Source organism: Bordetella genomosp. 5 (genome assembly GCF_002261315.1).
Taxonomy (GTDB): Bacteria; Pseudomonadota; Gammaproteobacteria; order Burkholderiales; family Burkholderiaceae_B; genus Bordetella.
Genome location: NZ_NEVP01000006.1, coordinates 597622 through 622532, shown reverse-complemented (window position 1 = coordinate 622532; position 24911 = coordinate 597622). Strand labels below are relative to the sequence as shown.

The 24911-nt window shown below is 69.4% G+C and carries 22 protein-coding genes; 12 read left to right on the top strand and 10 right to left on the bottom strand.

Annotated elements, in window-relative coordinates; all coding sequences use genetic code 11:
- Positions 1-53 precede the first annotated feature (53 nt).
- Entirely contained in the window at positions 54-488 is a 435-nt protein-coding gene (locus CAL25_RS11595; RefSeq protein ID WP_094800097.1) for a VOC family protein, read from the top strand.
- Here the strand turns inward: CAL25_RS11595 and CAL25_RS11590 are convergent.
- The 3 genes from CAL25_RS11590 to CAL25_RS11580 all read right to left on the bottom strand — a co-directional run bounded on the left by CAL25_RS11590 (position 434) and on the right by CAL25_RS11580 (position 5140).
- Positions 434-3358, bottom strand: a complete 2925-nt coding sequence (locus tag CAL25_RS11590; RefSeq protein ID WP_094800096.1) for a cytochrome c — start codon at positions 3356-3358, stop codon at positions 434-436. The two genes, CAL25_RS11595 and CAL25_RS11590, sit on opposite strands and share 55 nt — an antisense overlap.
- Positions 3355-3858, bottom strand: a complete 504-nt coding sequence (locus tag CAL25_RS11585) for a (2Fe-2S)-binding protein (RefSeq protein ID WP_094800095.1) — start codon at positions 3856-3858, stop codon at positions 3355-3357. The genes CAL25_RS11590 and CAL25_RS11585 overlap by 4 nt, the downstream gene beginning before the upstream one ends.
- A gap of 130 nt (positions 3859-3988) precedes the next feature.
- Complete coding sequence (locus CAL25_RS11580; protein ID WP_094800094.1) at positions 3989-5140, bottom strand: FAD-dependent monooxygenase; 1152 nt, start codon at positions 5138-5140, stop codon at positions 3989-3991.
- A gap of 316 nt (positions 5141-5456) precedes the next feature.
- Between CAL25_RS11580 and CAL25_RS11575 the strand changes: the two genes are divergently transcribed.
- The 6 genes from CAL25_RS11575 to CAL25_RS11550 all read left to right on the top strand — a co-directional run bounded on the left by CAL25_RS11575 (position 5457) and on the right by CAL25_RS11550 (position 11459).
- On the top strand, positions 5457-6209 hold the full coding sequence (locus CAL25_RS11575) for a maleate cis-trans isomerase family protein (protein WP_094800278.1): 753 nt from the start codon (positions 5457-5459) through the stop codon (positions 6207-6209).
- A gap of 10 nt (positions 6210-6219) precedes the next feature.
- Positions 6220-7038 carry an alpha/beta fold hydrolase gene (locus tag CAL25_RS11570; RefSeq protein ID WP_094800093.1) on the top strand — a complete coding sequence of 273 codons (819 nt, stop codon included), beginning with the start codon at positions 6220-6222 and terminating at the stop codon, positions 7036-7038.
- A gap of 15 nt (positions 7039-7053) precedes the next feature.
- Positions 7054-8085 (top strand): 2,5-dihydroxypyridine 5,6-dioxygenase, encoded by a 1032-nt coding sequence (locus tag CAL25_RS11565; protein ID WP_094800092.1) that lies wholly within the window; start codon positions 7054-7056, stop codon positions 8083-8085.
- A gap of 46 nt (positions 8086-8131) precedes the next feature.
- On the top strand, positions 8132-8761 hold the full coding sequence (locus tag CAL25_RS11560) for an isochorismatase family protein (RefSeq protein WP_094800091.1): 630 nt from the start codon (positions 8132-8134) through the stop codon (positions 8759-8761).
- Between the two features lie 12 nt (positions 8762-8773).
- Positions 8774-11095 carry a xanthine dehydrogenase family protein molybdopterin-binding subunit gene (locus CAL25_RS11555; protein WP_094800090.1) on the top strand — a complete coding sequence of 774 codons (2322 nt, stop codon included), beginning with the start codon at positions 8774-8776 and terminating at the stop codon, positions 11093-11095.
- Positions 11096-11189: 94 nt separating this feature from the next.
- On the top strand, positions 11190-11459 hold the full coding sequence (locus tag CAL25_RS11550; RefSeq protein ID WP_094800089.1) for a YunC family protein: 270 nt from the start codon (positions 11190-11192) through the stop codon (positions 11457-11459).
- A 99-nt stretch (positions 11460-11558) separates the two neighbouring features.
- Here the strand turns inward: CAL25_RS11550 and CAL25_RS11545 are convergent, their stop codons facing one another.
- Entirely contained in the window at positions 11559-12158 is a 600-nt protein-coding gene (locus CAL25_RS11545; RefSeq protein ID WP_094800088.1) for a DUF4142 domain-containing protein, read from the bottom strand.
- A 247-nt stretch (positions 12159-12405) separates the two neighbouring features.
- On the opposite strand from CAL25_RS11545, the gene galU reads away from it, so the two are divergent.
- The 4 genes from galU (at position 12406) to CAL25_RS11525 (ending at position 17474) form a co-directional block, all read left to right on the top strand.
- Positions 12406-13251 carry a UTP--glucose-1-phosphate uridylyltransferase GalU gene (gene galU, locus CAL25_RS11540; protein WP_094800276.1) on the top strand — a complete coding sequence of 282 codons (846 nt, stop codon included), beginning with the start codon at positions 12406-12408 and terminating at the stop codon, positions 13249-13251.
- 393 nt (positions 13252-13644) lie between these two features.
- Positions 13645-14364 carry a gluconate 2-dehydrogenase subunit 3 family protein gene (locus CAL25_RS11535; protein WP_094800087.1) on the top strand — a complete coding sequence of 240 codons (720 nt, stop codon included), beginning with the start codon at positions 13645-13647 and terminating at the stop codon, positions 14362-14364.
- A 3-nt stretch (positions 14365-14367) separates the two neighbouring features.
- Complete coding sequence (locus tag CAL25_RS11530; RefSeq protein WP_094800086.1) at positions 14368-16143, top strand: GMC family oxidoreductase; 1776 nt, start codon at positions 14368-14370, stop codon at positions 16141-16143.
- Positions 16144-16157: 14 nt separating this feature from the next.
- Positions 16158-17474 (top strand): cytochrome c, encoded by a 1317-nt coding sequence (locus CAL25_RS11525; RefSeq protein ID WP_094800274.1) that lies wholly within the window; start codon positions 16158-16160, stop codon positions 17472-17474.
- 21 nt (positions 17475-17495) lie between these two features.
- On the opposite strand, the gene CAL25_RS11520 is transcribed toward CAL25_RS11525, so the two are convergent.
- Positions 17496-17900, bottom strand: a complete 405-nt coding sequence (locus tag CAL25_RS11520) for a sel1 repeat family protein (protein ID WP_212590902.1) — start codon at positions 17898-17900, stop codon at positions 17496-17498.
- A gap of 142 nt (positions 17901-18042) precedes the next feature.
- Positions 18043-19233 carry an MFS transporter gene (locus CAL25_RS11515; RefSeq protein ID WP_094800085.1) on the bottom strand — a complete coding sequence of 397 codons (1191 nt, stop codon included), beginning with the start codon at positions 19231-19233 and terminating at the stop codon, positions 18043-18045.
- A gap of 180 nt (positions 19234-19413) precedes the next feature.
- Between CAL25_RS11515 and CAL25_RS11510 the strand changes: the two genes are divergently transcribed.
- Entirely contained in the window at positions 19414-20334 is a 921-nt protein-coding gene (locus CAL25_RS11510) for a LysR family transcriptional regulator (protein ID WP_094800084.1), read from the top strand.
- 12 nt (positions 20335-20346) lie between these two features.
- Here CAL25_RS11510 and yddG read toward each other — a convergent pair whose 3' ends face one another.
- From yddG to CAL25_RS11490, 4 genes are all read right to left on the bottom strand, one after another.
- The gene (gene yddG, locus CAL25_RS11505; RefSeq protein WP_094800083.1) at positions 20347-21261 is read right to left on the bottom strand and encodes an aromatic amino acid DMT transporter YddG; all 915 of its coding nucleotides are present in this window, start codon (positions 21259-21261) and stop codon (positions 20347-20349) included.
- A gap of 56 nt (positions 21262-21317) precedes the next feature.
- Positions 21318-22583 carry an alpha/beta hydrolase gene (locus CAL25_RS11500; RefSeq protein WP_094800082.1) on the bottom strand — a complete coding sequence of 422 codons (1266 nt, stop codon included), beginning with the start codon at positions 22581-22583 and terminating at the stop codon, positions 21318-21320.
- A 115-nt stretch (positions 22584-22698) separates the two neighbouring features.
- The gene (locus CAL25_RS11495; protein ID WP_094800081.1) at positions 22699-24327 is read right to left on the bottom strand and encodes a GMC family oxidoreductase; all 1629 of its coding nucleotides are present in this window, start codon (positions 24325-24327) and stop codon (positions 22699-22701) included.
- Positions 24327-24911, bottom strand: a complete 585-nt coding sequence (locus CAL25_RS11490) for a sugar dehydrogenase complex small subunit (protein ID WP_094800080.1) — start codon at positions 24909-24911, stop codon at positions 24327-24329. The genes CAL25_RS11495 and CAL25_RS11490 overlap by 1 nt, the downstream gene beginning before the upstream one ends.

Genomic DNA, 24911 nt, shown 5'->3' with positions numbered 1-24911 from the left:
GTCCGTAGGCGCGCCGGCGCGGAGCTGGCGCGCATTCCCTACGGAGACCGACCATGGAAACCCTCTCGTTGCATCGCGGCCGTCTGATCGACCACATCCAGCTCGTGGTGCGGGATCTGGCGGCCAGCCGAGCCTTCTACGAAGCCGTGTTTCAGGCGCTCGAGGTGCCCTGGGGCGGCGAGGGCGACGACTATTTCTGGGTCGACGAGCTATTCGTCTCCAGCGCCGACAGTCAGGCCGCCTGCGGCCAGCTCACCGGCCGCCATCATCTGGCCTTTCAGGCGCGTGACGAAGCCATGGTGCAGGCCTTTCACCAGGCGGCGCTTGCCGCCGGCGGCAAAGACAACGGCGCGCCCGGCGAGCGGCCCTACCACCCGGGCTATTACGGCGCCTTCGTGCTCGATCCCGACGGCAACAATATCGAAGCCGTGTTTCACGGGCCCGCGCGCCGCAGCGCCGCGTCCGTCGAGGTGACGTTCGACGCCTGAGCCGCCGCGCCGTCGTGCGCGGCGCGCAGCCGCCGGCTGGTGGCGGCCACGTCTTCCCAGGCCGGCTGATCGGGCGCGTGGCGCGCACGCAGATAGGCCACCAGATCGGCCACCTGCGCATCATCGAGGCTGTCGCGAAAGCCCGGCATCGTGCCCAGCGCCGCATCGGCCGGCTCGGCGATGCCGTTCAGAATCACCTGCACCAGATTGTCCGGCCGTGCGCTGTGCAGATTGGTGTTGAGTGTGAGCGAGGGGCGGGCGCCGAACAGGGCGGGCGCATCGCGGGTCTCGTGGCAGGCCGCGCAGGCGCCCTGATACAGACGTTCGCCGTTCGCCGGAAACACGCGCGCGTCGGCGGCGCTCGCCTGCTCGAGGCGCGCGATCCGCTGCGCGGCATCGGGCAAGGCCGCCGCCTCGGCGGGTGCCTGCAGCGAGGCCAGGTACACCGAGATCGCCCGCACGTCGCTGTCGGGCAGGGCCGACAGGCCATGGATCACCGGCGCCATCGGGCCCGCGGCGACGCCATGCTCGGCCGAGGCGCCCGTGCGCAGATAGGCATACAGCGATTGTTCGTTCCAGGGCACCGGCGCCCGTGACAAGGCATTGAGCGCGGGCGCTTCCCAGCCTTCGGCGACGCCACCCGAGAGGTAGGCCGCGCCGGTGCGTTCGGCGCCGAGCGCGTTGCGCGGCGTGTGGCAGGCGCCGCAATGGCCCGCGCCCTGCACCAGGTAAGCGCCCCGATTCCATTGCAGGGTCTGGGTCGGATCGGGCTGATACACGCCCGCGTCGTGATACAGGGCGTTCCAGCCCGCCACCAGCGGACGCAGGTTGTACGGAAACGCCAGTTCGGTGGGCGGCGGGACGTGCGCCACCGGCGGCTGCGACATCAGATAGGCGTAGAGCGCCTGCATGTCGCCGTCGGTGAGGCGCGCGAACGCGGTGTAGGGAAAGGCCGGATAAAGCTGGCGGCCGTCGCGGTGCACGCCCTGGCGCATGGCCCGCTCGAACGCCGCATACGACCAGGCGCCGATGCCGGTCTCGCGGTCGGGCGTGATGTTGGTGGTGTAGATCGTGCCGAACGGCGTATCGAGGGCCAGCCCGCCCGTGTTGGGCTGACCGCCCGGGGCGGTGTGGCACACGATGCAGTCGCCGGCGGCGGCGACCAGCCGGCCGCGCTCGATGGCGGCCGACGAATAGAGCGAGAGGTCGGGGGCGTCGACCGGCGCGATGGCGGCCTTCCAGGGCCACGCCATCGCCACCAGGCCGCATGCTGCCGCGGCGATGCCGCCCAGCCAGGCCGTGGTGGCGCGGCGCGCCGAACGCGATGCGTGGGGCGCCGCGAGCTGGGCGCGTGCGGCCGGCCCGTTGAAGGGCGGTTCACGCAGCCGCACGCCGGTGGCGGCATACACCGCATTGGCCACCGCGGCGGCGGCGGGCAGGGCGGCCGCGTCGGACCACTGCAGGTCGCGCGGCGGCGCCAGCGTGCCGGCGCCGCCGACCAGATCGACGCGCGGCGCGGCCAGCGCGTGCGCCTTCGGGTCGACGGATGCCAACGGGCTCGCGCCCTCGGGCTGGTCGAATCCCGCGGGCGCGCGCAGCAGCCGCTGCGTCTGGTCGTGGATGTCGGTGGTGATGCGGTCGGCGGCGACGGCCGGGACGTGCAGCGTATCGGTGTCGTGGCCCACGACCACGCGCGTGAGGGCCACGGCGCCGTCGCTGGGATCGACGGTCACGTCGGCGACCCAGGCCGCCCAGTTGCGCGTGGGCGGTTCGGTACTGTCGTCGATGACGCTGGCATAGGCGAAGCCACGGCCCTGCCGCGGACCGGCTGCCCACGTACTCGGCTGGCCGTCTTGCCATCCGGCGCGTTCGGCCACGCTGCGGATCAGCGCGGCGCCGCGCGGGTCGTCGAGCTGTGCCAGCCGCCAGGCCACCGGGTCGGCGCGAGACGCGTCCGCCGCTTCATCCTGCAGCGACTCCTGCGCGAACACCTGCGCGGCCCGCAAGGCGCCGCGGGCATCGGCAAGACTGCCGAGCGACACCGGCCCGGTGAGCGGCGCGACGACGCCGCCGCGGTAGGGCGGCGCGTCGCCGGGCGGCGCGCCCACGATATCGTGGGCGAGCAGGCGCGCCAGCGAGGGCCGCGGCGTCGCCGCGCCGTCGGTGTGCAGAATCAGCGGGCCCGGCGCGTCGCCCGCGCCGCGCTCGAGCCGTGCGCTCACGCCGACGGCGCTCGCGTGCGGCAGCCACAGGTCCGCGCCGTCCACGCGCACCGGCTGTTGCGCATGCAACGACAGCAGGGCGGCCACGGCGGCGGCGTCGAGCGCCACGCTGTCGTTGGCACCGGGATCCTGGCGGACGCCATTGGGGAGCAGGCGCAGGCGGGTGGCGGGCAGGTCGAGGAGGGCCGTCAGCTCGGTGCGCAAGCGGTCCGCCGGGCAGGAGGACCACACCGTCAGGCCGTCGGGGCCGGGGCACGCGATGGCCCAGCAGGCGGCGTGGTCCGCGCCGGCCAGCGGCCAGCGGTAGTGCGCTTCGGCAAGCGGCGCCGGCCCGTCGCGGGCGTCGTCCTCGGCTCGCGCTCGCTGCGGCGCGGCGCCGGGCGTGCGCCACGGCACCGCGAGCCGCGCGGCCGCCGCGCGCGCGTGGTCGGGCCGCGTGGCGATCACGGCCACCAGATTGTGATGCTGTATGAGCCGGGGCATGCCCGGCAGGCCTTGCAGCGCACTGGCATCGAGGTCGCCCGCACGCGGGCCGGTGTAGCGTCTGGCGTCCCAGGTGGGGTGGGGCGGCAGCAGCAGCACGCCGTGCGCGAGCGCGGGTCCGTCGGGCGGCGCGAGGTCCGTCGTGGACGTGAGGCGCAGGCTCATGCGGACGTCCTCGCCGCGGCATCCTCGGCCCAGTAGCGCACCGCCAGATGCGCCGCCTGCAGGATCTCGAGATGCGTGCCGCAGCGGCAGAGGTTGTGGCGCAGCTCGCGGCGGATGTCGGCGTCGGTGGGCGCCGGGTTGCGCAGCAGCAGCGCGTGGATGGTCAGGATCATGCCGTTCATGCAATAGCCGCACTGCGCGGCCTGGGCATCGATGAATGCGCGCTGCACCGGGCCGGGCGCGTCCGGCGTGCCGAGTCCTTCGAGCGTCGTCACGTGATGGTGGCGTACCGCGGCCACCGGCACCACGCAGCTGCGCGCCGCCACGCCGTCGATCAGCACGGTACAGGCGCCGCACTCGCCGAGGCCGCAGCCGAACTTGGGCCCGTTCAGGCACAGGTCGTTGCGCAGCACGTACAGCAGCGGCGTGTCGGGCGTCGCCTCCGTCGTGCAGGCGGAGGCATTGATGGCGAGATCCAGGGCGGGGGTGGGATCGGTCACGGCGTGGAAGACGGGCTGCTCGGGTGGCGGGCGCGCCGGACACGGGCGCCGCCGGAAATTATCCGGGCTGCCGGGCGCGCGGCCACAGGGGTTAGCCCTGGGTCGGGTGCGCGCCCGGCGGCGCGGAGCCTCATGCCGCGGCGCGCTTGCCTTCGGACAGCGGCACCTCGAACACGTCGTAGCCGAAGCACCAATCGGGATTCTCGTTGGTGCGCAGCCAGGTGTTGTTGTGCGAGACGAGCTGCACCCGGCTGGCGCGGGCCGCGCGATTGTCTTCGTAGAGCCGGAACGCGGCCGCGTGGTCGTCCAGGCCGGTCTGCTCGAAGATCCGCGTCAGCATGGCGGCATCCTCGATCGCCATCGCCGCGCCTTGCGCCATATGCGGCTTCATGGGGTGGCAGGCATCGCCCAGCAGGACGATGCGGCCGCGGCTCCAGAGCGGAAGCGGATCGCGTTCGAGCAGCGGCCACTTGGACACTTCGGGGGTGGCCTCGATCAGCGCCTGCACCGTGGGATGCCAGCCGGCGAAAGCCTCGCGCATCTCGGCCTTGCTGCTGGGCACCCAGCTCTTGCTCATGTCCCACTGGTCTTCGGGCACGCCGGTGACGTAGTAGATCTCGTCGCGCTTGCTCGTGACGAAATACACCATCATGTGGCGGTCGTCGGACCACCATTTCACGCACATGTCGAAGGGCAGGGTGCCGCTGTCGATGGGCGTGGGAAAGACCGCGCGATGCGCGACATAACCAGTGTACTTCGGCAACTCCGCGCCGAGCAGATGTTCGCGCAGCCGCGAGTTGACGCCGTCGGCGCCGATCACGATGTCGGCCTCGTCGGTGCTGCCGTCGGCGAAGCTCAGGCGCACGCAGTCGCCGGTGTCCTCGACCTGCGTGAGGCGTTTGCCGAAGTGGAGCACGCCCGGCGGCAGGGCCGCGGTCATGAGGGCATGGAAGTCGCCCCGGTGCACGGTGAGATAGGTGGCGCCATAGTGCGAGACAGCGTAGTCGCCGAGCGGAATGCGGGCGAGTTCTTCGCCGGTCTGCCAGTCGCGGCTGTACCAGGCGTCGGGGTGCGAACCCTGGCGGTTGAGCTCGTCTTCGATGCCGATACGCCGCATGATCTTCATGACGTTCGGCCCGAGGTGGATGCCCGCGCCCAGGCGCGAGAAGCCCGGGGCCTGTTCGTAGAGGCGGACATTGAAACCGGCGCGCGCCATGAGCGCCGCGCCCGCGGTGCCGCCGAGCCCGGCGCCGACGATAGCGATTCTGGGTTTGCCTTGCACGTTGATTCTCCTGGATGGGGCGGTTCCGCGGTGGATCGCGCTCATGGGAGAAAAAGTGTACACGCTCAAATATTGGCGGTAAACAAGCTTTGTTGGCGCACTGCAATATGCCCCGTAAGCGTGCACGCGATGCACGAATAAAGTGCTAGATATCCAGGGTTTACCCTAGATGAGAGAGCGTTTGGCGCAGCGCCTTTCGCGGGCCTTGCGTGGTCCGGCTCAAGCTGCAAGAATAGAGCGTATACATTGAATAAGCGGCGGTCTCTCGTATGCCGCCCGACCCGTTCCTGTTGTGTGCCCTCGAGGAGCAATGGCCTTGAACCGACCCTACCGCATCGGCCAGATCGTGCCGAGTTCCAACACCACCATGGAGACCGAGATTCCGGCGATGCTCAACGCGCGCCTGCAGATCCGGCCCGAACGCTTCACCTTCCATTCGAGCCGCATGCGCATGAAGAAGGTCGTCAAGGAAGAGCTGGCGGCCATGGACGCCGAGTCCGACCGCTGCGCCGTCGAGCTGAGCGATGCGCGCGTGGACGTGCTCGGTTATGCCTGCCTCGTCGCCATCATGGCCATGGGCCACGGGTATCACCGCGTCTCCGAAAAGCGGCTGCAGGCCCACACCGCCGCCAATGGCGCCGATGCGCCGGTCATCACGAGCGCCGGCGCGCTGGTCGATGCGCTCAAGGTGATGGGCGCGCGCCGCGTGGCCGTGGTCGCGCCCTACATGAAGCCGCTCACGGAACTGGTGGTGGACTACATCCGCAACGAGGGCTACGAGGTGGTGGACCACCGCGCGCTCGAAATTCCCGACAATCTCGAGGTGGGGCGCCATGACCCGGCCCGGCTGCCCGCGATCGTGGCGCAGATGAACGTGGCCGACGCCGATGTGATCGTGCTGTCGGCCTGCGTGCAGATGCCGTCGCTGGCGGCCATCGCGCAGGTCGAGGCCATGACGGGCAAGCCCGTGATCACGGCCGCGGCCGCGACCACCTACGCCATCCTTAAATCGCTGCGGCTCGACCCGGTGGTGCCGGGCGCCGGCGCGCTGCTGTCCGGCGCGTACTGAGGAGCGAGCGATGAGCACCTTCCTGCATGGCGGTAACGTGCACGCCAACGGCATCCGCCAGCATTACCTGCGTTATGGCGGAGACCACGCCACCGGCGACCCCGTCATCATCGTGCCGGGCATCACCAGCCCGGCCATCACCTGGGGCTTCGTCGCGGAGCGCTTCGGCCAGGTGTTCGACACCTATGTGCTGGACGTGCGTGGCCGCGGGCTGTCGCAGGCCGGCGCCGAACTGGACTACGGACTCGACGCGCAGGCGGCCGACTTGATCGCGTTCGCCCGGGCCCTGGGGCTCGAGCGCTACAGCGTCGTGGGCCATTCGATGGGCGCGCGCATCGGTATCCGGGCCGCGCGCGGCCAGCCGGCGGGTCTGGCGCGCCTCGTCATGGTGGATCCCCCGGTGTCGGGGCCCGGCCGGCGCGCGTATCCGGCGAAGCTGCCCTGGTACGTGGATTCGATGGCGGCGGCACGCCGCGGCATGTCGGCCGACGAGATGCTGGCCTACTGCCCGAGCTGGACGCTCGAGCAGCGGCAGTTGCGCGCCGAGTGGCTGCACACCTGCGACGAACGCGCCATTCTGCAGAGCTTCGACGAGTTCCACAGCACCGATGTCCACGCCGATCTGCCCCAGGTGCGGGTGCCGCGCCTGCTGATGACGGCCGAGCGCGGCGACGTCGTGCTCGATGACGACGTGGCCGAAATCCAGCGCCTGGCGCCGGGCACGCTGCACACCCGCGTGCCGGCGGCCGGCCACATGATCCCGTGGGATAACGAGTCCGGCTTTTATGCTGCCTTTGGCGACTTTCTGGGTGCGCGCCTGCCCGCCTGAACGAGGAGAACCACGATGCCGGTAAGCGATTTCGAAATGGTCAGGGCGTGGCAGGAAGTGCTGCGCCTGTCGCGCCTGGAGGCCGGGCAGACGGTGACCATCCTCACCAGCGCCGCGACGCATCCGCAGACGCTGTCCACGGCCCTGATCGCCACGCAGTCGATGGGCGCGATCGTGAACCGCCTCGACCTGCCGCCCGTCAACGGCGAGAAGGCGCTCTCGCGCGATGCCCTGGCCTACCTGGGCACGACGCCGCTCACGGGCAACAAGGCCGCGATCGCCGCGCTCAAGGAAAGCGATCTGGTGCTCGACCTGATGACGCTGCTGTTCTCGCCCGAGCAGCACGAGATCCTGCAGACCGGTACCAAGATCCTGCTGGCCGTGGAACCGCCGGAGGTGCTGGCGCGCCTGGTGCCCACCGAGGCCGACCGCGAACGCGTCAAGGCGGCCGCCGCCCGCATCACCGCCGCGCGCGAGATGCACGTGACCTCGCCGGGCGGCACCGATCTGCGTTGCCCGATGGGCGAGTTTCCGGCCATCAGCGAATACGGCTTCGTCGACGAGCCGGGCCGCTGGGATCACTGGCCCAGTGGCTTTGCGCTGACGTGGCCCAACGAAGGTGGGGCGCGCGGCACCATCGTGATCGACGCGGGCGACATCCTCTTGCCGCAGAAGCGCTACGCGTCGCAACCCATCGTGCTGACGGTCGAGAACGGCTACGCCACCCGGATCGAAGGCGGCGTCGATGCCGAGCTGCTCAGCGAGTATGTGGCGTCGTTCAAGGATCCCGAGGCATATGCGATCTCGCATATCGGCTGGGGCCTGCAGCCGCGCGCGCACTGGACCACGCTCGGCCTGTACGACCGCGAGGCCACGATCGGCATGGATGCCCGGGCGTTCGAGGGCAATTTCCTGTTTTCGCTGGGGCCCAACAACGAGGCGGGCGGCGACCGCACCACCGCCTGCCATATCGACATCCCGCTGCGCCGTTGCACCGTGCGGCTCGACGGCACGGAAGTGGTGCGCGACGGCAAAGTCCTGGATTGATCTATTCTGACAACTCGCCGGCGCAGACCGGCTTTCGGGGAAAATCATGAACCAACCCGCCAGCGACATCGAGTCGTATGCCCGCCAGGGCTTTGGCAACGATCTCTCGCTCGTGGCGCCGTTCGGGCTGCTGATCGTGGACTTCGTCAACGGCTTCGCCGACCCGGCGCAGTTCGGGGGCGGCAACATTCCGCAGGCCATCGCGCGCACCGAGGGTCTGCTGGCGCATGCCCGGCAGTCCGGATGGGCGGTGGCGCACAGCCGCATCGTGTATGCCGACGACGACGCCGACGGCAACATCTTCAGTCTCAAGGTGCCCGGCATGCTGACGCTCAAGGAGCATAGTCCGGCCAGTGCGATCGTGCCGCAGCTCGCGCCCCGTCATGGAGAGTATGTGGTGCGCAAGAGCACGCCCTCGGCGTTCTACGGCACCATGCTCGCGGCCTGGCTGGCGCAGCGCGGCGTGGCGACGCTGCTGGTGGCCGGTTGCACCACCAGCGGCTGCGTGCGCGCCAGCGTGGTCGACGCGATGTCGGCGGGCTTCCGGCCGCTGGTGGTGAGCGATTGCGTGGGAGATCGCGCGATCGGCCCGCACGACGCCAATCTCTTCGACATGCGGCAGAAGTATGCCGCCGTCATGCCGCTGGCCGAGGCGCTGGCGGCCGTGGCGCGCTGAGCGGGCGCGACCATGGACCGACCCGCGGCACCGCTGCCGACGCCGACGCGCGATCGCGACGCGGCGGCGCAGCAGGGCGCGCTGCCTGCGCCGCGCGCCCTGCATGCGGCATTGCTGCGCGCCCCGGATGCGCTGCTGGTGCTGCGCGATCCCGCGCCCGGCGTCCGGCCGGCGCCGGGCCAGCCCGGCGCGGCTTCCGATTATGTTCCGACGCTTCCCGATATCTTCGTGGCGATCCGCGCCGATGGCCGTGTCCTGGCCTTCAATGGGCACGTCGACCTCGGCACCGGCATTCGGACCGCGCTGGCCCAGCTGGTGGCCGAAGAGCTGGACGTGGCGTTCGAACGTGTCGAAATGGTGCTCGGCCACACCGATGCCGCGCCCAACCAGGGGCCGACCATTGCGAGCGCCAGCATTCAGATTTCCGCGGTGCCCTTGCGGCGTGCCGCGGCCCAGGCTCGCGCCTGGCTGGTCGCCCGCGCGGCCGAACGCCTGGGCGTGGCGGCGGCCACGCTGCGCGTCGATGACGGCGTCCTGCGCGGGCCCGACGGCGTCACCACCGATTATTGGCAGGTGTTGGCGGGCGGCGGCGCGCATCTGCGCGTGGCCGCGCCCGACATCGAGGTGCGGCTCAAGCCCGCGCACGAACACCGCGTCGTGGGCCGCGCCGTGGCGCGGGTCGACATCCCGGCCAAGGCGACCGGCGTGCTCAGCTTCGTCCACGACGTGCGCCTGCCGGGCATGCGCCATGGCCGCGTGATCCGGCCGCCCTATGCCGGACGCGATGCGGGCGCCTTCGTGGGCAAGAGCCTGCTGCAGGTCGACGAAGCCTCCGTGCGGCATCTGCCCGGCCACGTGCAGGTGGTGGTGCAGGGCGACTTCGTCGGCGTGGTGGCCGATCGCGAAGAGCAGGCCATGCGCGCCGCCCGGACGCTGCGGGTGCAATGGGCGCCGGTGCCACCCGCGCCGGCGCTGGACGATCTGGCGGCGGCGCTGCGGGCCATTCCGGCCGTGCACCGGCCGCTGCGCAGCGAAGGCGATGTCGATGCCGTGCTGAATGCCGCGGCCACGGACCAGGCTCGCACGCTGGCGGCCGATTACGTCTGGCCGTACCAGATGCATGCCTCGATCGGGCCGTCGTGCGCGGTGGCGCGCTGGGACGAAGACCGGCTGACCGTCTGGTCCGGCACGCAGAATCCCCACATGCTGCGCATCGACCTGGACCGCCTGCTCGGGATCGGCGAGGACCGGATCGAGATCGTGCGGCTCGAGGCCGCCGGCTGCTACGGCCGTAATTGCGCCGACGACGTGGGCGCCGACGCGGCGCTGCTGGCCCGGGCCGTGGGCGCACCGGTGCGCGTGCAACTATCGCGCGAGCAGGAGCATGTGTGGGAGCCGAAGGGCGCCGCCCAGCTGATGCAGGTGCGCGGCGCGATCGACGCCGAAGGCCGCCTGGCGGCCTGCGATTTCGACACCCGCTATCCCTCCAACGACGCGCCGCTGCTCGCCCTGCTGCTGACCGGCAGGGTCGACGCGGGGCCGCGCACGCTCGAGATGGGCGATCGCACCGCCGTACCGCCGTACCGGTACCCGGCGCTGCGGGTGGGATGCCATGATGTGCCGGCGATCGTGCGGTCTGCCTGGTTGCGGGGCGTGTCGGCCCTGCCGAATTCGTTCGCCCATGATTGCTTCATCGACGAGCTGGCCGAGCGGGCGCAGGCCGATCCGGTGCAATACCGCCTCGACCATCTCGACGACAGCCGCGCGCGCGAGCTGCTGGCCGCGGTGGCGGCGCACGCCGGGTGGCGCGGCGAAGCCGGATCGCGCGGCACGGCACAGGCCGATGGCTGCCTGCGCGGACGCGGCGTGGCCTATGCGCGCTACGTGCACAGCCGTTTTCCGGGCTTCGGCGCCGCGTGGTCGGCGTGGGTGGTGGACCTGGCGGTCGACCCGGTCCGGGGGCGGGTGCGCGTCGATCGCGTGGTGGTGGGGCAGGACACCGGCATGATGGTCAACCCCGACGGCGTGCGGCATCAGATCCATGGCAATGTGCTGCAGACCCTCAGCCGCGTGCTCAAGGAGCGTGTGCAGTTCGACGAGCAGGGCGTGCGCAGCCGCGAGTGGGGCGCGTATCCGATCCTGGACTTCAGCGAGGTGCCGCCGATCGAGGTGGTGCTGATGCCGCGTCAGGACGAGCCGCCCATGGGCGGCGGGGAGTCGGCGTCGGTGCCCGGCGCGGCCGCCGTCGCCAATGCCCTGTTCGACGCCACCGGGCTGCGCTGGCGCGCGCCGCCGTTCACGCCGGACGTGCTGCGCGCCGGCCTGGGGCGTTAAGGGCAGGGCGCCGGCGCGGGGGCGTGGCTTGACGTGGCTTATGATCCCGGCTGTGTCGTCCTTCGCGGCACGCCGTCCCAGGAGCTCTCGCCTCATGTCCGTCGATCTTTCCGCTTTTCAGCAAGTCCGTATCGAACTCAAGCGCCCGCTGCTGATGCTGGTGGGCAGCCAGGGCATGCTGGCCTGCGGCTATCTCAACCCGGCCACGTTCGAGAAGACGGGCGAGGCCATCGCGATTGTCTCCGGCGTGTCGTCGTTCGAAGACATGCGCGGGACGGTCATTTCGGCGGTGTCGCCGGCCGCGGTGGCGCTGGGCGTCACGCCCGGCATGACCGGGGAAGAGGCGCTGCAGCGCTTCGTCTGAGCGCTTACTCGGCGAATCCGGCGGCCGGCGTATCCGGCGGCCGGCGAATCCGGCGGCCGGCGTACCCGCCGGCCGGCGTGATCCTGCATCGGCCGCCGCTTATTTGCCCCCGACCTTGCTCTGCAGTGCCTGCGCCTGCGTCAGGTGCTCCTTCAGCGTCGGCAGCACTTTGGCGGCGAAGGCCTTCACCTCGGGATCCTTGGCCTCTTCGCTGGCCTTGCGGAACAGGGTGACCGCGTCTTCGTGGGCGGTGACGGCGATCATCTCGGCATAGCGCTTGTCGAACCCGTCGTCGCTCATATCGAGCGTCTTGAGCTTGGCCTGTTGCATAAGAGACGGGCCGGTGGGGGCCTCGTAACCCTTCTTGCTCGCGAGCGCCGCGAGCTCGGCCCCGACCTTGCCGTGGTCATCCACCATCTTCTGGGCAAACGCCTTCACATCGGCATTGGACGACTTGGTCAGCGCAAGCTTGCTGCCCTCGAGTTCGAAATGGCCCGACTGGGCGGCGTTTTCCAGGAAGTCCTTGTCGGCGCCCGCCAGTTGCCCGACCGCCTTGTCATGCGCGGCGCTGGCGCCGGTCGAGGCGGGCTGGCTCTGCGATTGGGCATGGGCCTGCGGGGCCAGGGTCAGTGCCGAACTGACCGCCACGCCGAGCGCCAGCGTGCGCAGATTTGCGAAACGCGAGTAGGAACGGGTCATGAGGCTGTCTCCAGGAAAAGGGCGAAAGTGGGGGCGACGCGCGGTCGCCGACCACGCCCCTGGAGCAATCGCCATGCCCGGGCACGGAAGTTGCTATACCGCCGCATCGGCGCCCCGCATCGGGATTCGCTGCCGATCGCCACGAGTCGTCGCGTTCGTCGCCGTGGCGTTCCCATGAACGCTTCAGGAGTTTTCGATGTCCACGGATCGTTCCAACGCGGCTACGGCCGCAAACTCGTCCTTGGCCCTGCCGCCGGTGCGCAAGGCCGTGTTTCCGGTAGCCGGGTTGGGCACGCGGTTCCTGCCTGCCACCAAAGCCATGCCGAAAGAGATGCTGCCTGTCGTCGACAAGCCGCTGATCCAGTACGCGGTCGAGGAGGCAGTCGCGGCTGGCATCACGGAAATCATCTTCGTCACGGGGCGCAACAAGCGCGCCATCGAAGATCACTTCGACCGGGTGCCCGAACTCGAACTCACGCTCGAGTCCAAAAACAAAACGGAGTTGCTCGAAGCGGTGCGCAATGTGCTGCCCGATCATGTGAATTGCATCTACACGCGGCAGTCCGCGCCGCTGGGCCTGGGCCACGCCGTGCTGTGCGCCGAGTCCATCGTCGGCAACGAGCCGTTCGCCGTGCTGCTGGCGGACGACCTGATCGATGCCGACACGCCGGTCACGGCGCAGATGGTGGAAGTGGCGCGCCGCCATGGTGGCAGCGTGCTGGCGGTGCAGCCGGTACGTCCGGAACACACCGACCGCTACGGCATCGTGTCCGGCCGGATGCGTGACGAGCGCCTGATGGACGTGAGCGGCATCGTCGAGAAGCCCAAGCCGAGCGAGGCACCGTCGCGCCTGGGCGTGGTGGGCCGTTATGTGCTCGAGCCGCAGATCTTCAAGTATCTGCGCCGTACGCAGGCCGGCGTGGGCGGCGAGATCCAGCTCACCGACGCCATCGCGGCCATGATGCGCGACCGTTCCGTGTTCGGTTATCAGTACGAGGGCGAACGCTACGACTGCGGCAGCAAGGCGGGCTTTTACCGCGCCAATGTCGAGCTGGGCCGCAAGTACCACAACCTGGATACCATGGAAGAATGACAGGCCGCCCGCAAGGGCGTGCAACGCAGCATCCCTCGGGGCCGGCCATGCCGGCCCCGAGTCATTCGTGGCCGCGGATGCGCGCACGCGGTCGTCGTTGCGCGGTGCGATGCGCGGTTCGATGCGCGCGCAACGATCGGGCCGCCTGCGGGCCGACATGTGGGCCGACATGTGGACCGACATGTGGACCGACATGGCATAAAGGACTCCGTCAGTTTCCGGCGCGCATAATCGCAGCGGCCTTCCATTCAGGGAGGCGGCTGCCTGCAGGCGGCGCGGCGAGGCCGCGCGGCGGCAGGCCGCATTCGTTGTCACCGGCTCGGCGGTTCGTGTTTCCGGCATTGCGCGTCCCATGCGGACGGTGACAACCAGGAATACTCACGGAGGAGTCTCATGACACAAGACACGCGGCCGCGCAGGCGCTTTCTGCAGCAGGCGGTAGCGCTCGTGCCCGCCACCACCCTCGCGGGCGGCATGGTGGTCTCGCAAACGGCCTGTAGCAGCGACACGGGCTCGCGCCCGGCACAGGCCAAGCCCTATCAGCCCACGTACTTCAATGCCGAGGAGTGGGCTTTCATCGGCGCCGCTGTCGATCATCTGATTCCCGCCGACGACCTCGGCCCCGGCGCCGTCGCGGCCGGCGTGCCGGAGTTCATCGACCGCCAGATGGAAGAGCCGTACGGTCATGGCAAGCTTTGGTACATGCAGGGCCCGTTCAACACCGAGCAGCGGCCCGAGATGGGCTACCAGCTCGACCAGAGCCCGCGCGACATCTACCGCAATGGCATCGCCAGCCTGAACGCCTGGAGCCGCGACAAGCACGGCAAGGTCTTTGCCGAACTCGATCGCGCCGTGCAGGAGCAGATCCTGCATGACCTGCAGGGCAACAAGATCAAGCTCGAGAAGGTGCCCGCCACCACGTTCTTCAGCACGCTGCTGGGCAACACCAAAGAGGGCTTCTTCGCCGACCCGATGTACGGCGGCAACAAGCACATGGTGGGCTGGAAACTCGTGGGCTTTCCGGGCGCGCGCGGCGATTTCATGGACTGGACCGACCAGCCCAACGCCAAGTATCCGTACGGCCCCGTGTCCATCTCCGGCGAAAAGGGCTGAATCATGGCAATCAAAAAAGAAAAAGTCGATGTGGTGCTGGTCGGGTTCGGCTGGACCGGCGCGATCCTGGGCCAGGAGCTCACGGATGCGGGCATGCACGTGCTGGCGCTCGAGCGCGGCGGCATGCAGGACACGCCCACCGATGCCGAATACCCGAAGGTGCTCGACGAGCTGGCCTATTCGGTGCGCGGCAAGCTCTACCAGGATCTCTCCAAAGAGACCGTGACGATACGGCACGGCGTCAACGATGTCGCCGTACCGTATCGGCAGCATGGTTCTTTCCTGCTGGGCAATGGCGTGGGCGGCGCGGGCTTCCACTGGAACGGCATGCACTACCGTGCGCTGCCCGAAGAGCTCGAGCTGCGCACGCGCTACGAAACGCGCTACGGCAAGAAGTTCATCCCCGAGGGCATGACCATCCAGGATTTCGGCGTCACGTACGACGAACTCGAGCCGCACTTCACGCATTTCGAATACGTCTGCGGCACCTCGGGCAAGGCGGGCAACCTCAACGGCAAGATCGTCGAGGGCGGTAACCCGCACGAGGGCGCGCGCAGCAAGGAGTATCCGCTTGCGCCGCTGGCCAACACGCTGGGCGCGCAGCTGTTCGAAAAGGCCGCGCGCGAGGTGGGCTTCAATCCGTATCCGGCGCCCGCCTCGAACGCCTCGGGTCCGTACACCAACCCCTACGGCGTGCGCCTGGGCCCCTGTAATTTTTGCGGCTTCTGCGAGAACTACGGCTGCTACATGTATTCGAAGGCCTCGCCGCAGACCACCATCCTGCCGGTGCTGCTCAAGAAGCCGAACTTCGAACTGCGCACGCGCTCGCACGTCGTCAAGGTCAATCTCGATTCCACCGGCAAGAAGGCCGTGGGCGTGACCTACATCGACGAGAAGGGGCAGGAGATCGACCAGCCGGCCGACCTCGTGATCCTCACCGCGTACCAGATGCACAACGTGCGCCTGCTGCTGCTCTCGGGTATCGGCAAGCCCTACGACCCGCAGACGGGCGAGGGCACCGTCGGCAAAAACTACGCCTATCAGATGAACGGCGCGGTCAACGTGCTGCTGCCCAAGGGCACGCAACTCAATCCCTTCGTGGGCACGGGCGCGGGCGGCGTCTCGATGGACGACCTCAACGGCGACCAGTTCGACCACGGTCCGCTGGGTTTTCTGGGCGGCGCCAGCATCCGGCACGTGCGCTACGGCGGGCGGCCCATCAAGCAGACCCCCACCACGCCGGGCACGCCCAGCTGGGGCTCGGCCTGGAAAGCCAACGTGCAGGACACCTATCAGCGCTACATGACCATCGGCATCTCGGGCTCGGTGATGTCGTACCGCGACGCCTACCTGTCGCTGGACCCGACCTACAAGGACGCCTACGGCCAGCCGCTGCTGCGCATGACCTTCGACTGGCATGACAACGAGTTCGACATGCTGGACTACATGGGCAAGCGCATGGAGGAAGTGGGCAAGGCCATCAAGCACGAGAAGGTGTATGTGGCCACCCGCAAGAAGGGCGCGCATTACGACACCCGGCTGTATCAGAGCACCCACAACACCGGCGGCGCGATCATGGGCACCAACCCGCGCGAGAGCGTGGTCAACAAGTATCTGCAGAGCTGGGACGTGTCCAACGTGTTCGTGATGGGCGCATGCGTGTTCCCGCAGAACATGGGCTACAACCCCACCGGCCTGGTCGGTGCGCTGGCCTATTGGTCGGCCAAGGCCATCCGCGAGCAGTACCTGAAGAACCCCGGCCCGCTGGCCCAGGCCTGATGAGGATGCGCAACATGATCAAACATACCCTCATCGCGCTGGCCTGCGTGGCCGCGAGCGCGCCCGCCTGGGCCGCCGACGGCGCCGACGCGGCGCTCATCAAGCGCGGCGAATACCTGTCTCGTGCCGGCGACTGCGTGGCCTGCCATACGGTGAAGGGCGGCAAGCCCTACGCCGGCGGCCTGGGCCTGGATTCGCCGCTGGGCATGATCTATTCCACCAACATCACGCCGGACAAGGACACCGGCATCGGCAACTACACGCTCGAGGACTTCGACCGTGCCGTGCGCCACGGCGTCGCGAAGGACGGGCACACCCTGTATCCGGCCATGCCGTACACCTCGTACGCCAAGGTCTCGCCCGACGACGTGAAGGCGCTGTACGCGTACTTCATGCAGGGCGTGGCGCCGGTGCGCCAGGAAAACCGCGACACCGACATCGTCTGGCCGCTCTCGATGCGGTGGCCGCTGGCGATGTGGCGCTGGGTCTACGCGCCCGACGTCGCCGAAGGCGGCACGCCGGCGGATCCGGTGCCCGCGTCGGCCCCGGCCGGCGACCAGGCGGTGATGCTGCGGGGCAAGTACCTCATCGAAGGCCTGGGCCATTGCGGCGCCTGCCACACGCCGCGCGGCGTGGGCCTCCAGGAAAAAGCCCTCACCGACGCCGACGGCACCGCCTTCCTGTCGGGTGGCGTGATCGAAGGCTGGCTGGCCAAGAACCTGCGCGGCGACGCGAAGGACGGCCTGGGCAGCTGGTCGCAGCAAGACATCGTGGCCTTCCTCAAGACCGGTCGCAACGCGCACTCCGCTGCGTTCGGCGGCATGGCGCAGGTCGTTGCCGACAGCACCCAGCACCTGAGCGATGAAGACCTCAACGCGATGGCGGCCTACCTCAAGAGCCTGAAGCCCGTCGACGCGAAGGACACCCGCAAGCCGAGCTACGACGACAAGGCCGCGCAGGCGCTGCGCACCGGTGGCGACACCAGCAATGGCGCCATGCAGTTCCTCAACAACTGCGCCGCCTGCCATCGCAGCACGGGCAAGGGCTACGCCGAGACCTTCCCTCAGCTGGCGCTGAGCTCGACCGTGAACTCCAGCGATCCCACGTCGCTCATTCACATCGTGCTCAAGGGCGGCCAGATGCCGGCCACGCAGGCCGCGCCGACGGCTTACGGCATGCCCGGTTTCGACTGGCGCCTGAACGATGCCGAGGTGGCCGAGGTGGTCACCTTCGTGCGCAGCAGCTGGGGCAACCAGGCGGCGCCGGTCAAGGCCTCGGACGTGGCGAAGGTGCGCAAGGACGTCGGCGCCAAGCCGGGTCCGGTGCGCTGAGCCGGCGCGCGGCCGGGCGGATCACGATCCGGCCGGCTGCCCGCCCGGCGCCTGCGCATCCTGCGCCCGGCTCGCTTCGAGCGCCTCGATTTCCTTCAGGCGGGCGAAGGCCATCTCGTGCCCCTGGTCGGCCGCAGCCCGGTGCCAGCGCAGCGCTTCCGTCATGTCCACGGGCTCGAGCGTGAGGGCATGCAGAAACTGGGCGCCCGGATCGCCGCGCTCGGCCGCGGCCGCCATCTGGCGGATGGCGATGGCATCTTTCTGCGGTGAGTCGCCCATCACATGGATGCTGGGATCCTGCTCGCCGCCCATGAGGTCGCGCAAGAGCGGCGGCATCGATGCGAAGTGCTGACGCCACAAGAGCGCGGTGAGCACGGTGAACAGGCACAGCGTGGCGAGCGAGACGAGCAGGTTCTTGCGGGACATGGAGCCTCAAGCGTAGTCAGGCGGCGTTCAGCCGGGCGGCAGAATATATCAGAGGGACGGTGACGGCCCCGCTGTCCGGCCCCCGGCCCCCCGGGCCCGGACGGGCGACCCGCTGCCGGACCGCCCGTGCGACGGCGCGGCCTCAATGCAGCGCGTTGACGCAGACCGCGGCGGTGGCGCGGTCGCGCGGCCAGCCGAACACGATGGCGGCCAACGCGGCGGCCAGCAACACCAGCAGCACTGGCGGGAACGCGGCCACGCCCCATTGGTTCAGCAGCAGGCCGCCCACCAGGCCGCCGCCTGCGATGGCGCTGTTCCACGAGGTCACGAGCATCGACTGCGCCACGTCGGCGTGCTCGCCCGCCGCGAGCGCCAGCGCCGTCTGCAGCAGGGTCGCGACCCCACCGAACGCCAGTCCCCACAGCGCCACCGAGACATAGATCACCGTTGGGTCACGCCCGGCCACGCCCAGCGCGAGGGTGGCGGCCGCGAACAGCAGGGTGCTGGCCAGCGTGAGCATGCGCAGGCGGCCGTCGATCCAGGTGCCCACGATCCAGATGCTCAGCAGCGAGGCGAGCCCGAACACCAGCAGGATCCGGTCGGTATGGCCCGGCAGGCCCGCGTCGGCCAGGAACGGCGCGATGTAGGTGTAGAGGATGTTGTGGGCGAGCACGTAGGCGAGGACCACGGACAGCACGGGCCGCACGGCCGGCAGGCGCAGCACGTCCCGCAGCGAGGCGCGCGCGCCCCGCGTCTGCCCCGGGAAGTCCGGCACGCTGAGCCGCACCCAGACGATCAGGACCAGGGCCACGATGCTCATGATGGCGAAGCAGCCGCGCCAGCCGATCAGGGTGCCCAGCCACGCGCCGGCCGGCACGCCGAGCGAGAGCGCGAGCGGCGTGCCGACCATGGCCACCGCGATCGCACGGCCCTTGAGGTGAGGCGCGACCAGGCGCGCCGCGTAGCCTGCCAGCAGCGCCCACAGCAAGCCGGCGGCCACGCCCGCGACGAAGCGCGCCACCATGGTGAGTCCGTACCAGGGCGACACCGTCGTGATGCCGTTGGCGATCGCGAAGCCGGCCAGCGCGGCCAGCAGCAGCCCACGACGGCGCAGGCCTTGCGTCATTGCGGTAAGCGGAATGGCGGTGGCGAGCGATCCGACGGCGTAGATCGTGACCGTCTGTCCGGCCATGGCCTCGGAAACACCCAGGCCCGCCGCCATCTGCGGCAGCAGGCCGGCCGGCAGCGCCTCGGTCAGGATGGTGACGAAGGCGCCCATGGCCATGGCGAGCAGGGCGCCCCACGGCAGGCGATTGGCGGGCGCGGCGCTCATGGGCGGACCTCGCGCGCGGAGAGGTCGGACGCGATGGCGCGCGGGAAATGCGGGGGATGGTGCATGGTGCAGCCTCGTTCGGTGAATCAGGACCGTCACGATAGAGAGCCACGGATTAAAGAAAAAGTAGGGTACAGTTCCTCGTTGTGCGGCCACTGGTGTCCGTAATGGAGGCGCATCATCGACAGCTTGAACGGCTTCATGGTGTTCGTTCAGGTGGCCGAGGCGCGCAGCTTCGTGGCCGCCGGGCGGGCACTGGGCGTGTCGGCCTCGGCGGTCGGCAAGAGCGTGGCCCGGCTCGAAGAAAAGCTCGGCGTGCGGCTGTTTCATCGCAGCACACGCAGCGTCAGCCTCACCGCCGAAGGCACCCTGTTTCTGGAGCGCAGCCGCCGCATTCTGGCGGAGATCGAGGCCGCCGAACACGAGCTGTCGCAGCGCGCGGCGGCGCCGCGCGGCCGTCTGCGGGTGAGCCTGCCGCTGGTCAGTTCGCTGGTGCTGCCGGTGCTGGGCGACTTCATGCGGGCCTATCCCGACATCGAACTCGACCTCGACTTCACTGACCGCATCGTCGACGTCATCGACGAGGGCTTCGATGCCGTGGTGCGCGCGGGTCATCCCAGCGATTCGCGGCTATCGGCGCGCAAGCTGGGCGAGTATCGCTCCGTGCTGGTGGCCTCTCCCGACTATCTGGCCCGGCGCGGCACGCCGCGCACGGCCGCCGAGCTGGCCGGTCATAGTTGCCTGCAGTTTCGCTACTCCACGAGCGGCAAGCTCGAGCCGTGGCCGACGGTCGGCGCCGCGGCCGGCCTGGAGCTGGCCCTGCCGACCACGATGATCGCCAACAATCTCGAGACGCGCGTGTGCTTCGCGCAGCGGGGGCTCGGCATCGCGTTCCTGCCGGACTTTTCGGTGGCGCACCTGCTGGCCGAGGACAAGCTGCGCGCGGTGTTGCCCGACGAGGTCAGCTGGACCGGCGTGTTTTACGTGTTGTGGCCGGCCAGCAAGCACCCGTCGCCCAAGGTGCGGGCCCTGGTCGACCACCTGTGCGCGCATGTCTTTCCGGCGGAGCGCGGGGGCGTGCCGCCGCCGCGCTGCTTATGAGGTCGGGCGCGGTCAGCGGCGGGTGGCACGCCAGCAGATGAGCGAGCCCGCGGTGACCATGATGACGCCCTGCCAGAAGCCCAGCGTGGGTTGCGTGCGCAACCAGAGGCTCGCCAACAGCACCGACAGCACGGGCGTGAAGTACGAGCCCGCGGCCATCACGGCGATGTTGCCGTGCTGCACGCCGTGGTTCCAGCAGCTGTAGCCCGTGGCCGTGAGCAGACTCAGCAGCGCGACCTCCGCGAGCGCGCCGGGGGTCATGTGCAGCGCGGGCTCGGCGCTCAGGCCGTACTTGATCCAGAGCACGAGGGCCGCGCCCCAGAGGAACACGGGCACGCCATTCTGGCCGCGGCCGTAGCGGCGGGTGAGCACCGAATAGCAGGCCCACAGGCCGGCCGCGATGAAGGCCAGCGTGTAGGCCACCGGGTTGTCCTGCAGGTTGGCGACAAACCGCGTGATCGAGGCGGAGCCGTCGCCGTTGAGCACCCAGACGATGCCGGCCAGCGAGAGCAGCGCGCCGGGCCAGATCCACGCGCTGGCGCGTGCCTGACCGCACAGCACCGCCAGCACCAGCGTGAGGCACGGCCACAGATAATTGATCATCCCGAGTTCGAGCGACTGGGCGCGCGTATGGGCATAGCCGATAGACAGGGCGAGGCAGGCCTCGTAGGCCACGAAGAGCGCGCCGCCGCCTACCAGGTACACCGGATGAAAATCGCGCAGCCGCGGCCATCCGCGTGCGAGCGTCACGAGCAGCGCGCTGGTGGTGAACAGCAGCGCGCCGCCGCCCGCGGGTCCGAGGGCCTCGGTGACGCTGCGCATGAGGCCGACCATGGCGCTCCAGCACAGCACCGCGCACAGTCCGATGAGCGTGGCACGCCGGGTGTCGGCGTCGGTCGGGGAGGGGGTGTGGGTGTGTGGCGTCACGGCGGGGCAAGACAAAAAACGGGCGGAATGCGGCCGCCATCGTACCGCAGCCGGCGCTAGCGGCGCGCGACCGCGCCCGGCTCGGCGGCGGCCGCCTTCAACACCTCGGCCATGACCGAGGTCTGCCAGTCGAAGTAGGGGTTGTACGTCAGCCGGGCGTGTACCTTGCCGGCCTCGCGGTAGCCCCAATCCGAATACCAGACCGGCTCGCCCCGCAGGCAGGCTTCGGTCTGCGCCGGCTCCTGGCCGTTCCAGCAGATCCGCAGGCTGCCCGCCGCGCCGTAGAGCGGATTGCCCGGCGCGAACAGCATGCCCATGTGCGAGAACTGGCTGATTCGTTGCGCGGGCAACCGGTCCGGCCGCACCAGCACGCGACCGGCGTCGGCCGGCGCGCCGGGCAGATCGCCGTACCAGACCAGCCGGCTCGCCGCGTGCACGAAGCGGCGCTGAAACACATCGAGCAGATAGGGCGTGTCGAGCACCGAGTCGTGCTGCGCCAGCACCATGAACACGGGCCGTTCGTAGGGCCGGTCATGGATCAGACGGCGCGCCGTCCGGCTGGTGAGGTAGAACTGGCCGAAGGCGTTGGTGGGCGCGGTGAGATAGCGCACGTCGTTCTGCATGGGCCGGTGGCCATCGGGTGCAAGCAGCCATGGCCGGATCCAGGTGACCCAGGGGGCGAGCCAGTCGAGCGTGCTGGACGACTTGAAGCCGGGCGAGAACAGCACCAGGCCGGCGATCTCGGGGTGCTCGTACGCATACTCGAGCGCCAGGTTGGCGCCGGTGGAAAAGCCGCCCAGATAGACCGTGTCCACGTCGCGCTGCAGCGCGATCGCCTGCGCACGGACGACCGCGCGCCATTGTTCGGCTGTCGTGTCGAGCAGATCTTCGGGGCGGGTGCCGTGGCCGGGCAACAGCACGGTGCGCACCAGAAAGCCCTGTTGCGCCAGCGTGCGGGCCACGTCGGTGAAGGACCAGGGCGAATCGCCCAGGCCGTGGATCAACAGGATGCCTTTGGCCGCGCGGGCGCCCAAGCCGGCGCCATGCGGCTCGAAGCCGTCGCTCCCCGTCGCACCCTCCGGACGCCACTCCTGCGGGCTGTTCCAGGCCACTTCCTGCTCGGGCGTGGCGGTCTGGAAGGCGCGCCGTTCGAGCAACCGCGCCTGCGTGGCGCGCTGATACTCGGCGAACGACGGCGGGTTTTCGGCGGGCTGCGGCGCGCGCGGCGCCGAGCAGGCGCTCAGCGCGAGGGCGAACAGGGTGGTCAGGCCGATACGGGCCCGGCGGGAACGCGTGAAAGCGGGGAGAAACGGACGCGGCATGCGAAGGCAGGGTGGGCGGCGGCGAAGGGGCGCCGCCGCACGATAGTGCCATCGCGGGACCGGCGGCGTCCAGATCCGGCGATCAGATCGCCAACGCTGGCACGCCGCCCCGGCGTCACACCTCCCGGAGCATCACGTCGGCGGTGCGCAGCGAGACGGCGGCGCCGGTGAGCGTGGGATTGACGCAGCCCATGGCGGGCATGACGTTGGTGCCGACCATGAACAGGTTGGGATGGTCGTGCGAGCGGCCATCGCGGTCCACCACGGAGTCGCGCCGGTCGGCGCCCATGATGGTCGTGCCCATGATGTGCTGGCGATCCTGATGGCTCGTGTCCATCTTGAGGATGTCGGCATTGATGAGCTGTGCCATGCGCTTGAGGTCCTTGACGGCGAAGTCGCGGCCGGCGTTCCAGTAGTCGTTCACGCTGTAATAGATGTCCGGCAGCGGAATGCCCAGCGCGTCGACCTTGGTCTTGCTCGGCGTCACGCGGTTCTGCGGCAAGGGCTCGGTCTCGAAGTCCACGGCGAAGTTGAGCGAACGCGCCGAGATGCGGCGGATCTCGGCGTCGAGCTTCGAGCCGAACACGCCCTTGTTCATCAGATCGTTGGCGATCGACGAGGTCGGCACGGTGTTGCGCAGCTTGGTCTTGTAGCTGGGGATGTCCTTGCGGAACGCGCCATCGCGCCAGTTCATGTAGACCAGCAGTTCGGTGGGCCCCTGGCCCGGCCACATGTCTTCGCTGGCCATGACGTTCATCGCGATGCCGGTGTGGCCCATCAGGTTGCGTCCGACCTGGTCGGAGCTGTTGGCGATACCGTTCGGATACTTCTCGGTGGCCGAGATCAGCAGCAGCTTGGGGCTCTCGATGCCGTAGGCGGCAAGCACAAAGTAGCGCCCGGTCATGCGATGCGTACTGCCGTCGGGCTTCTTGTAGTGCACGGCCACGATCTTGCCCTGGTCATCGGCTTCGATGCGATAGACCACCGAGTTGTCGAGCACGCGGGCGCCATGGCGCTCGGCATCGTCGACGTGGCGCGTGCCATCGTACTTGGCGCCGCTGGGACAGACCGGATTGCAGTTGTTGTTGCCCGAGCACAGCGGCCGGTCTTTGTACTCGCGGGTGGCGCGGCCGTTCGGTTCGTAGATCGGGTTGTAGCCGCCCACCGAAAGCTGCTCGGCCAGGCGCCGCATGAAATACGGCACTTCGAGACCCGGCATCGGGAAGGGCTTGGAGCGCGGCGGAAACTGATGCGGCAGGCCCTGGCCGCTTTCGTCCTGGCCGTCCATGCCCGACACGCCGAGTTCGGCTTCGGCCTCGTTGTACCAGGGCTCGAGCTCTTCGTACGTCATGGGCCAGTCGCGGCCACGGCCATACAGACTCTGCGTCTTGAAGTCGTTGGGAATCATGCGCCAGAGCGCCGAGCCGAAGTGCCAGGTGGTGCCGCCGACCACGCGCAGATATTTGGTGGGGTACTTCACCGGGCCCACCTGCTGCAGATAGTCGCCGTAGGTCGACGGGATGTGCGGCGGATTGGGGAACGGCGATCCGGCGCCCTGCAGCTTGATGTTGGTGAGCGAGAGCTTGACCGGCGCATTGCGGAAGCGCTCGACGATCTCCGGGCGCGTGACGCGCGGGCCCGCTTCCAGAATCGTGACGGATTTGCCGGCGCGGGCCAGCCGCGAGGCGACCAGCGCGCCCATCACGCCGGAACCGATGATCACTACGTCGCTGTCGTATTCCATTATTTTTCAACCTTCATGGTGCTGTCGGCGGGCTTGGGACCCCAGGTGTTGAAGCCACGGCCGTAGGTCGGCACGACCAGCACGTCACGCGTGGGGTCGTACATCAACGCCTCTTCGTAGGCGAACAATTCCGCATCGGCGTCGTCGCCGACCACGCCCAGATACAGGGCGCGCACGATCTCCTTGGCGTCGTGATCGAGCTTGGGATCGACGTCCGTCAGCGCCAGATAGTCGTCCATGTGCTTGAGCTGCTTCTGCTCGATCAGCGCGTTCACGTTGCTCGCCACGGCATCGATGTTCGGCATGCGCTTGGCGAGCGCCGCGTGGCAGCGCGCCGCCATGACGGCGCTGACTTCCTTGCCGGTCAGGAACACCGAGGCGCGCTGGAAGGCCTGCAGCGCGGGCGACAGGGCGGCCGGGGCCGCGGCGCCATCCTGCACGGCGGCGAGTGCGCGGCGGATCGGCAGCGGCGCGAGCGCCGCGCCGAGCACGGTCCAGGCCAGCGCGCCCTTGACCAGCGTGCGGCGGGCCGGGTTATCGAGCGCCGGCGCGGGGAATGGAGAAACGGGATTCGGGGTCTTCAT

Bases quoted from the DNA above. Each gene is read 5' to 3' on its own strand.
- CAL25_RS11595 (WP_094800097.1), top strand. From the start codon at position 54: ATGGAAACCCTCTCGTTGCATCGCGGCCGTCTGATCGACCACATCCAG.
- CAL25_RS11590 (WP_094800096.1), bottom strand. From the start codon at position 3,358: ATGAGCCTGCGCCTCACGTCCACGACGGACCTCGCGCCGCCCGACGGA.
- CAL25_RS11570 (WP_094800093.1), top strand. From the start codon at position 6,220: ATGAGCACCTTCCTGCATGGCGGTAACGTGCACGCCAACGGCATCCGC.
- CAL25_RS11565 (WP_094800092.1), top strand. From the start codon at position 7,054: ATGCCGGTAAGCGATTTCGAAATGGTCAGGGCGTGGCAGGAAGTGCTG.
- CAL25_RS11560 (WP_094800091.1), top strand. From the start codon at position 8,132: ATGAACCAACCCGCCAGCGACATCGAGTCGTATGCCCGCCAGGGCTTT.
- CAL25_RS11555 (WP_094800090.1), top strand. From the start codon at position 8,774: ATGGACCGACCCGCGGCACCGCTGCCGACGCCGACGCGCGATCGCGAC.
- CAL25_RS11550 (WP_094800089.1), top strand. From the start codon at position 11,190: ATGTCCGTCGATCTTTCCGCTTTTCAGCAAGTCCGTATCGAACTCAAG.
- CAL25_RS11545 (WP_094800088.1), bottom strand. From the start codon at position 12,158: ATGACCCGTTCCTACTCGCGTTTCGCAAATCTGCGCACGCTGGCGCTC.
- CAL25_RS11535 (WP_094800087.1), top strand. From the start codon at position 13,645: ATGACACAAGACACGCGGCCGCGCAGGCGCTTTCTGCAGCAGGCGGTA.
- CAL25_RS11530 (WP_094800086.1), top strand. From the start codon at position 14,368: ATGGCAATCAAAAAAGAAAAAGTCGATGTGGTGCTGGTCGGGTTCGGC.
- CAL25_RS11525 (WP_094800274.1), top strand. From the start codon at position 16,158: ATGATCAAACATACCCTCATCGCGCTGGCCTGCGTGGCCGCGAGCGCG.
- CAL25_RS11520 (WP_212590902.1), bottom strand. From the start codon at position 17,900: ATGTCCCGCAAGAACCTGCTCGTCTCGCTCGCCACGCTGTGCCTGTTC.
- CAL25_RS11515 (WP_094800085.1), bottom strand. From the start codon at position 19,233: ATGAGCGCCGCGCCCGCCAATCGCCTGCCGTGGGGCGCCCTGCTCGCC.
- CAL25_RS11500 (WP_094800082.1), bottom strand. From the start codon at position 22,583: ATGCCGCGTCCGTTTCTCCCCGCTTTCACGCGTTCCCGCCGGGCCCGT.
- CAL25_RS11495 (WP_094800081.1), bottom strand. From the start codon at position 24,327: ATGGAATACGACAGCGACGTAGTGATCATCGGTTCCGGCGTGATGGGC.
- CAL25_RS11490 (WP_094800080.1), bottom strand. From the start codon at position 24,911: ATGAAGACCCCGAATCCCGTTTCTCCATTCCCCGCGCCGGCGCTCGAT.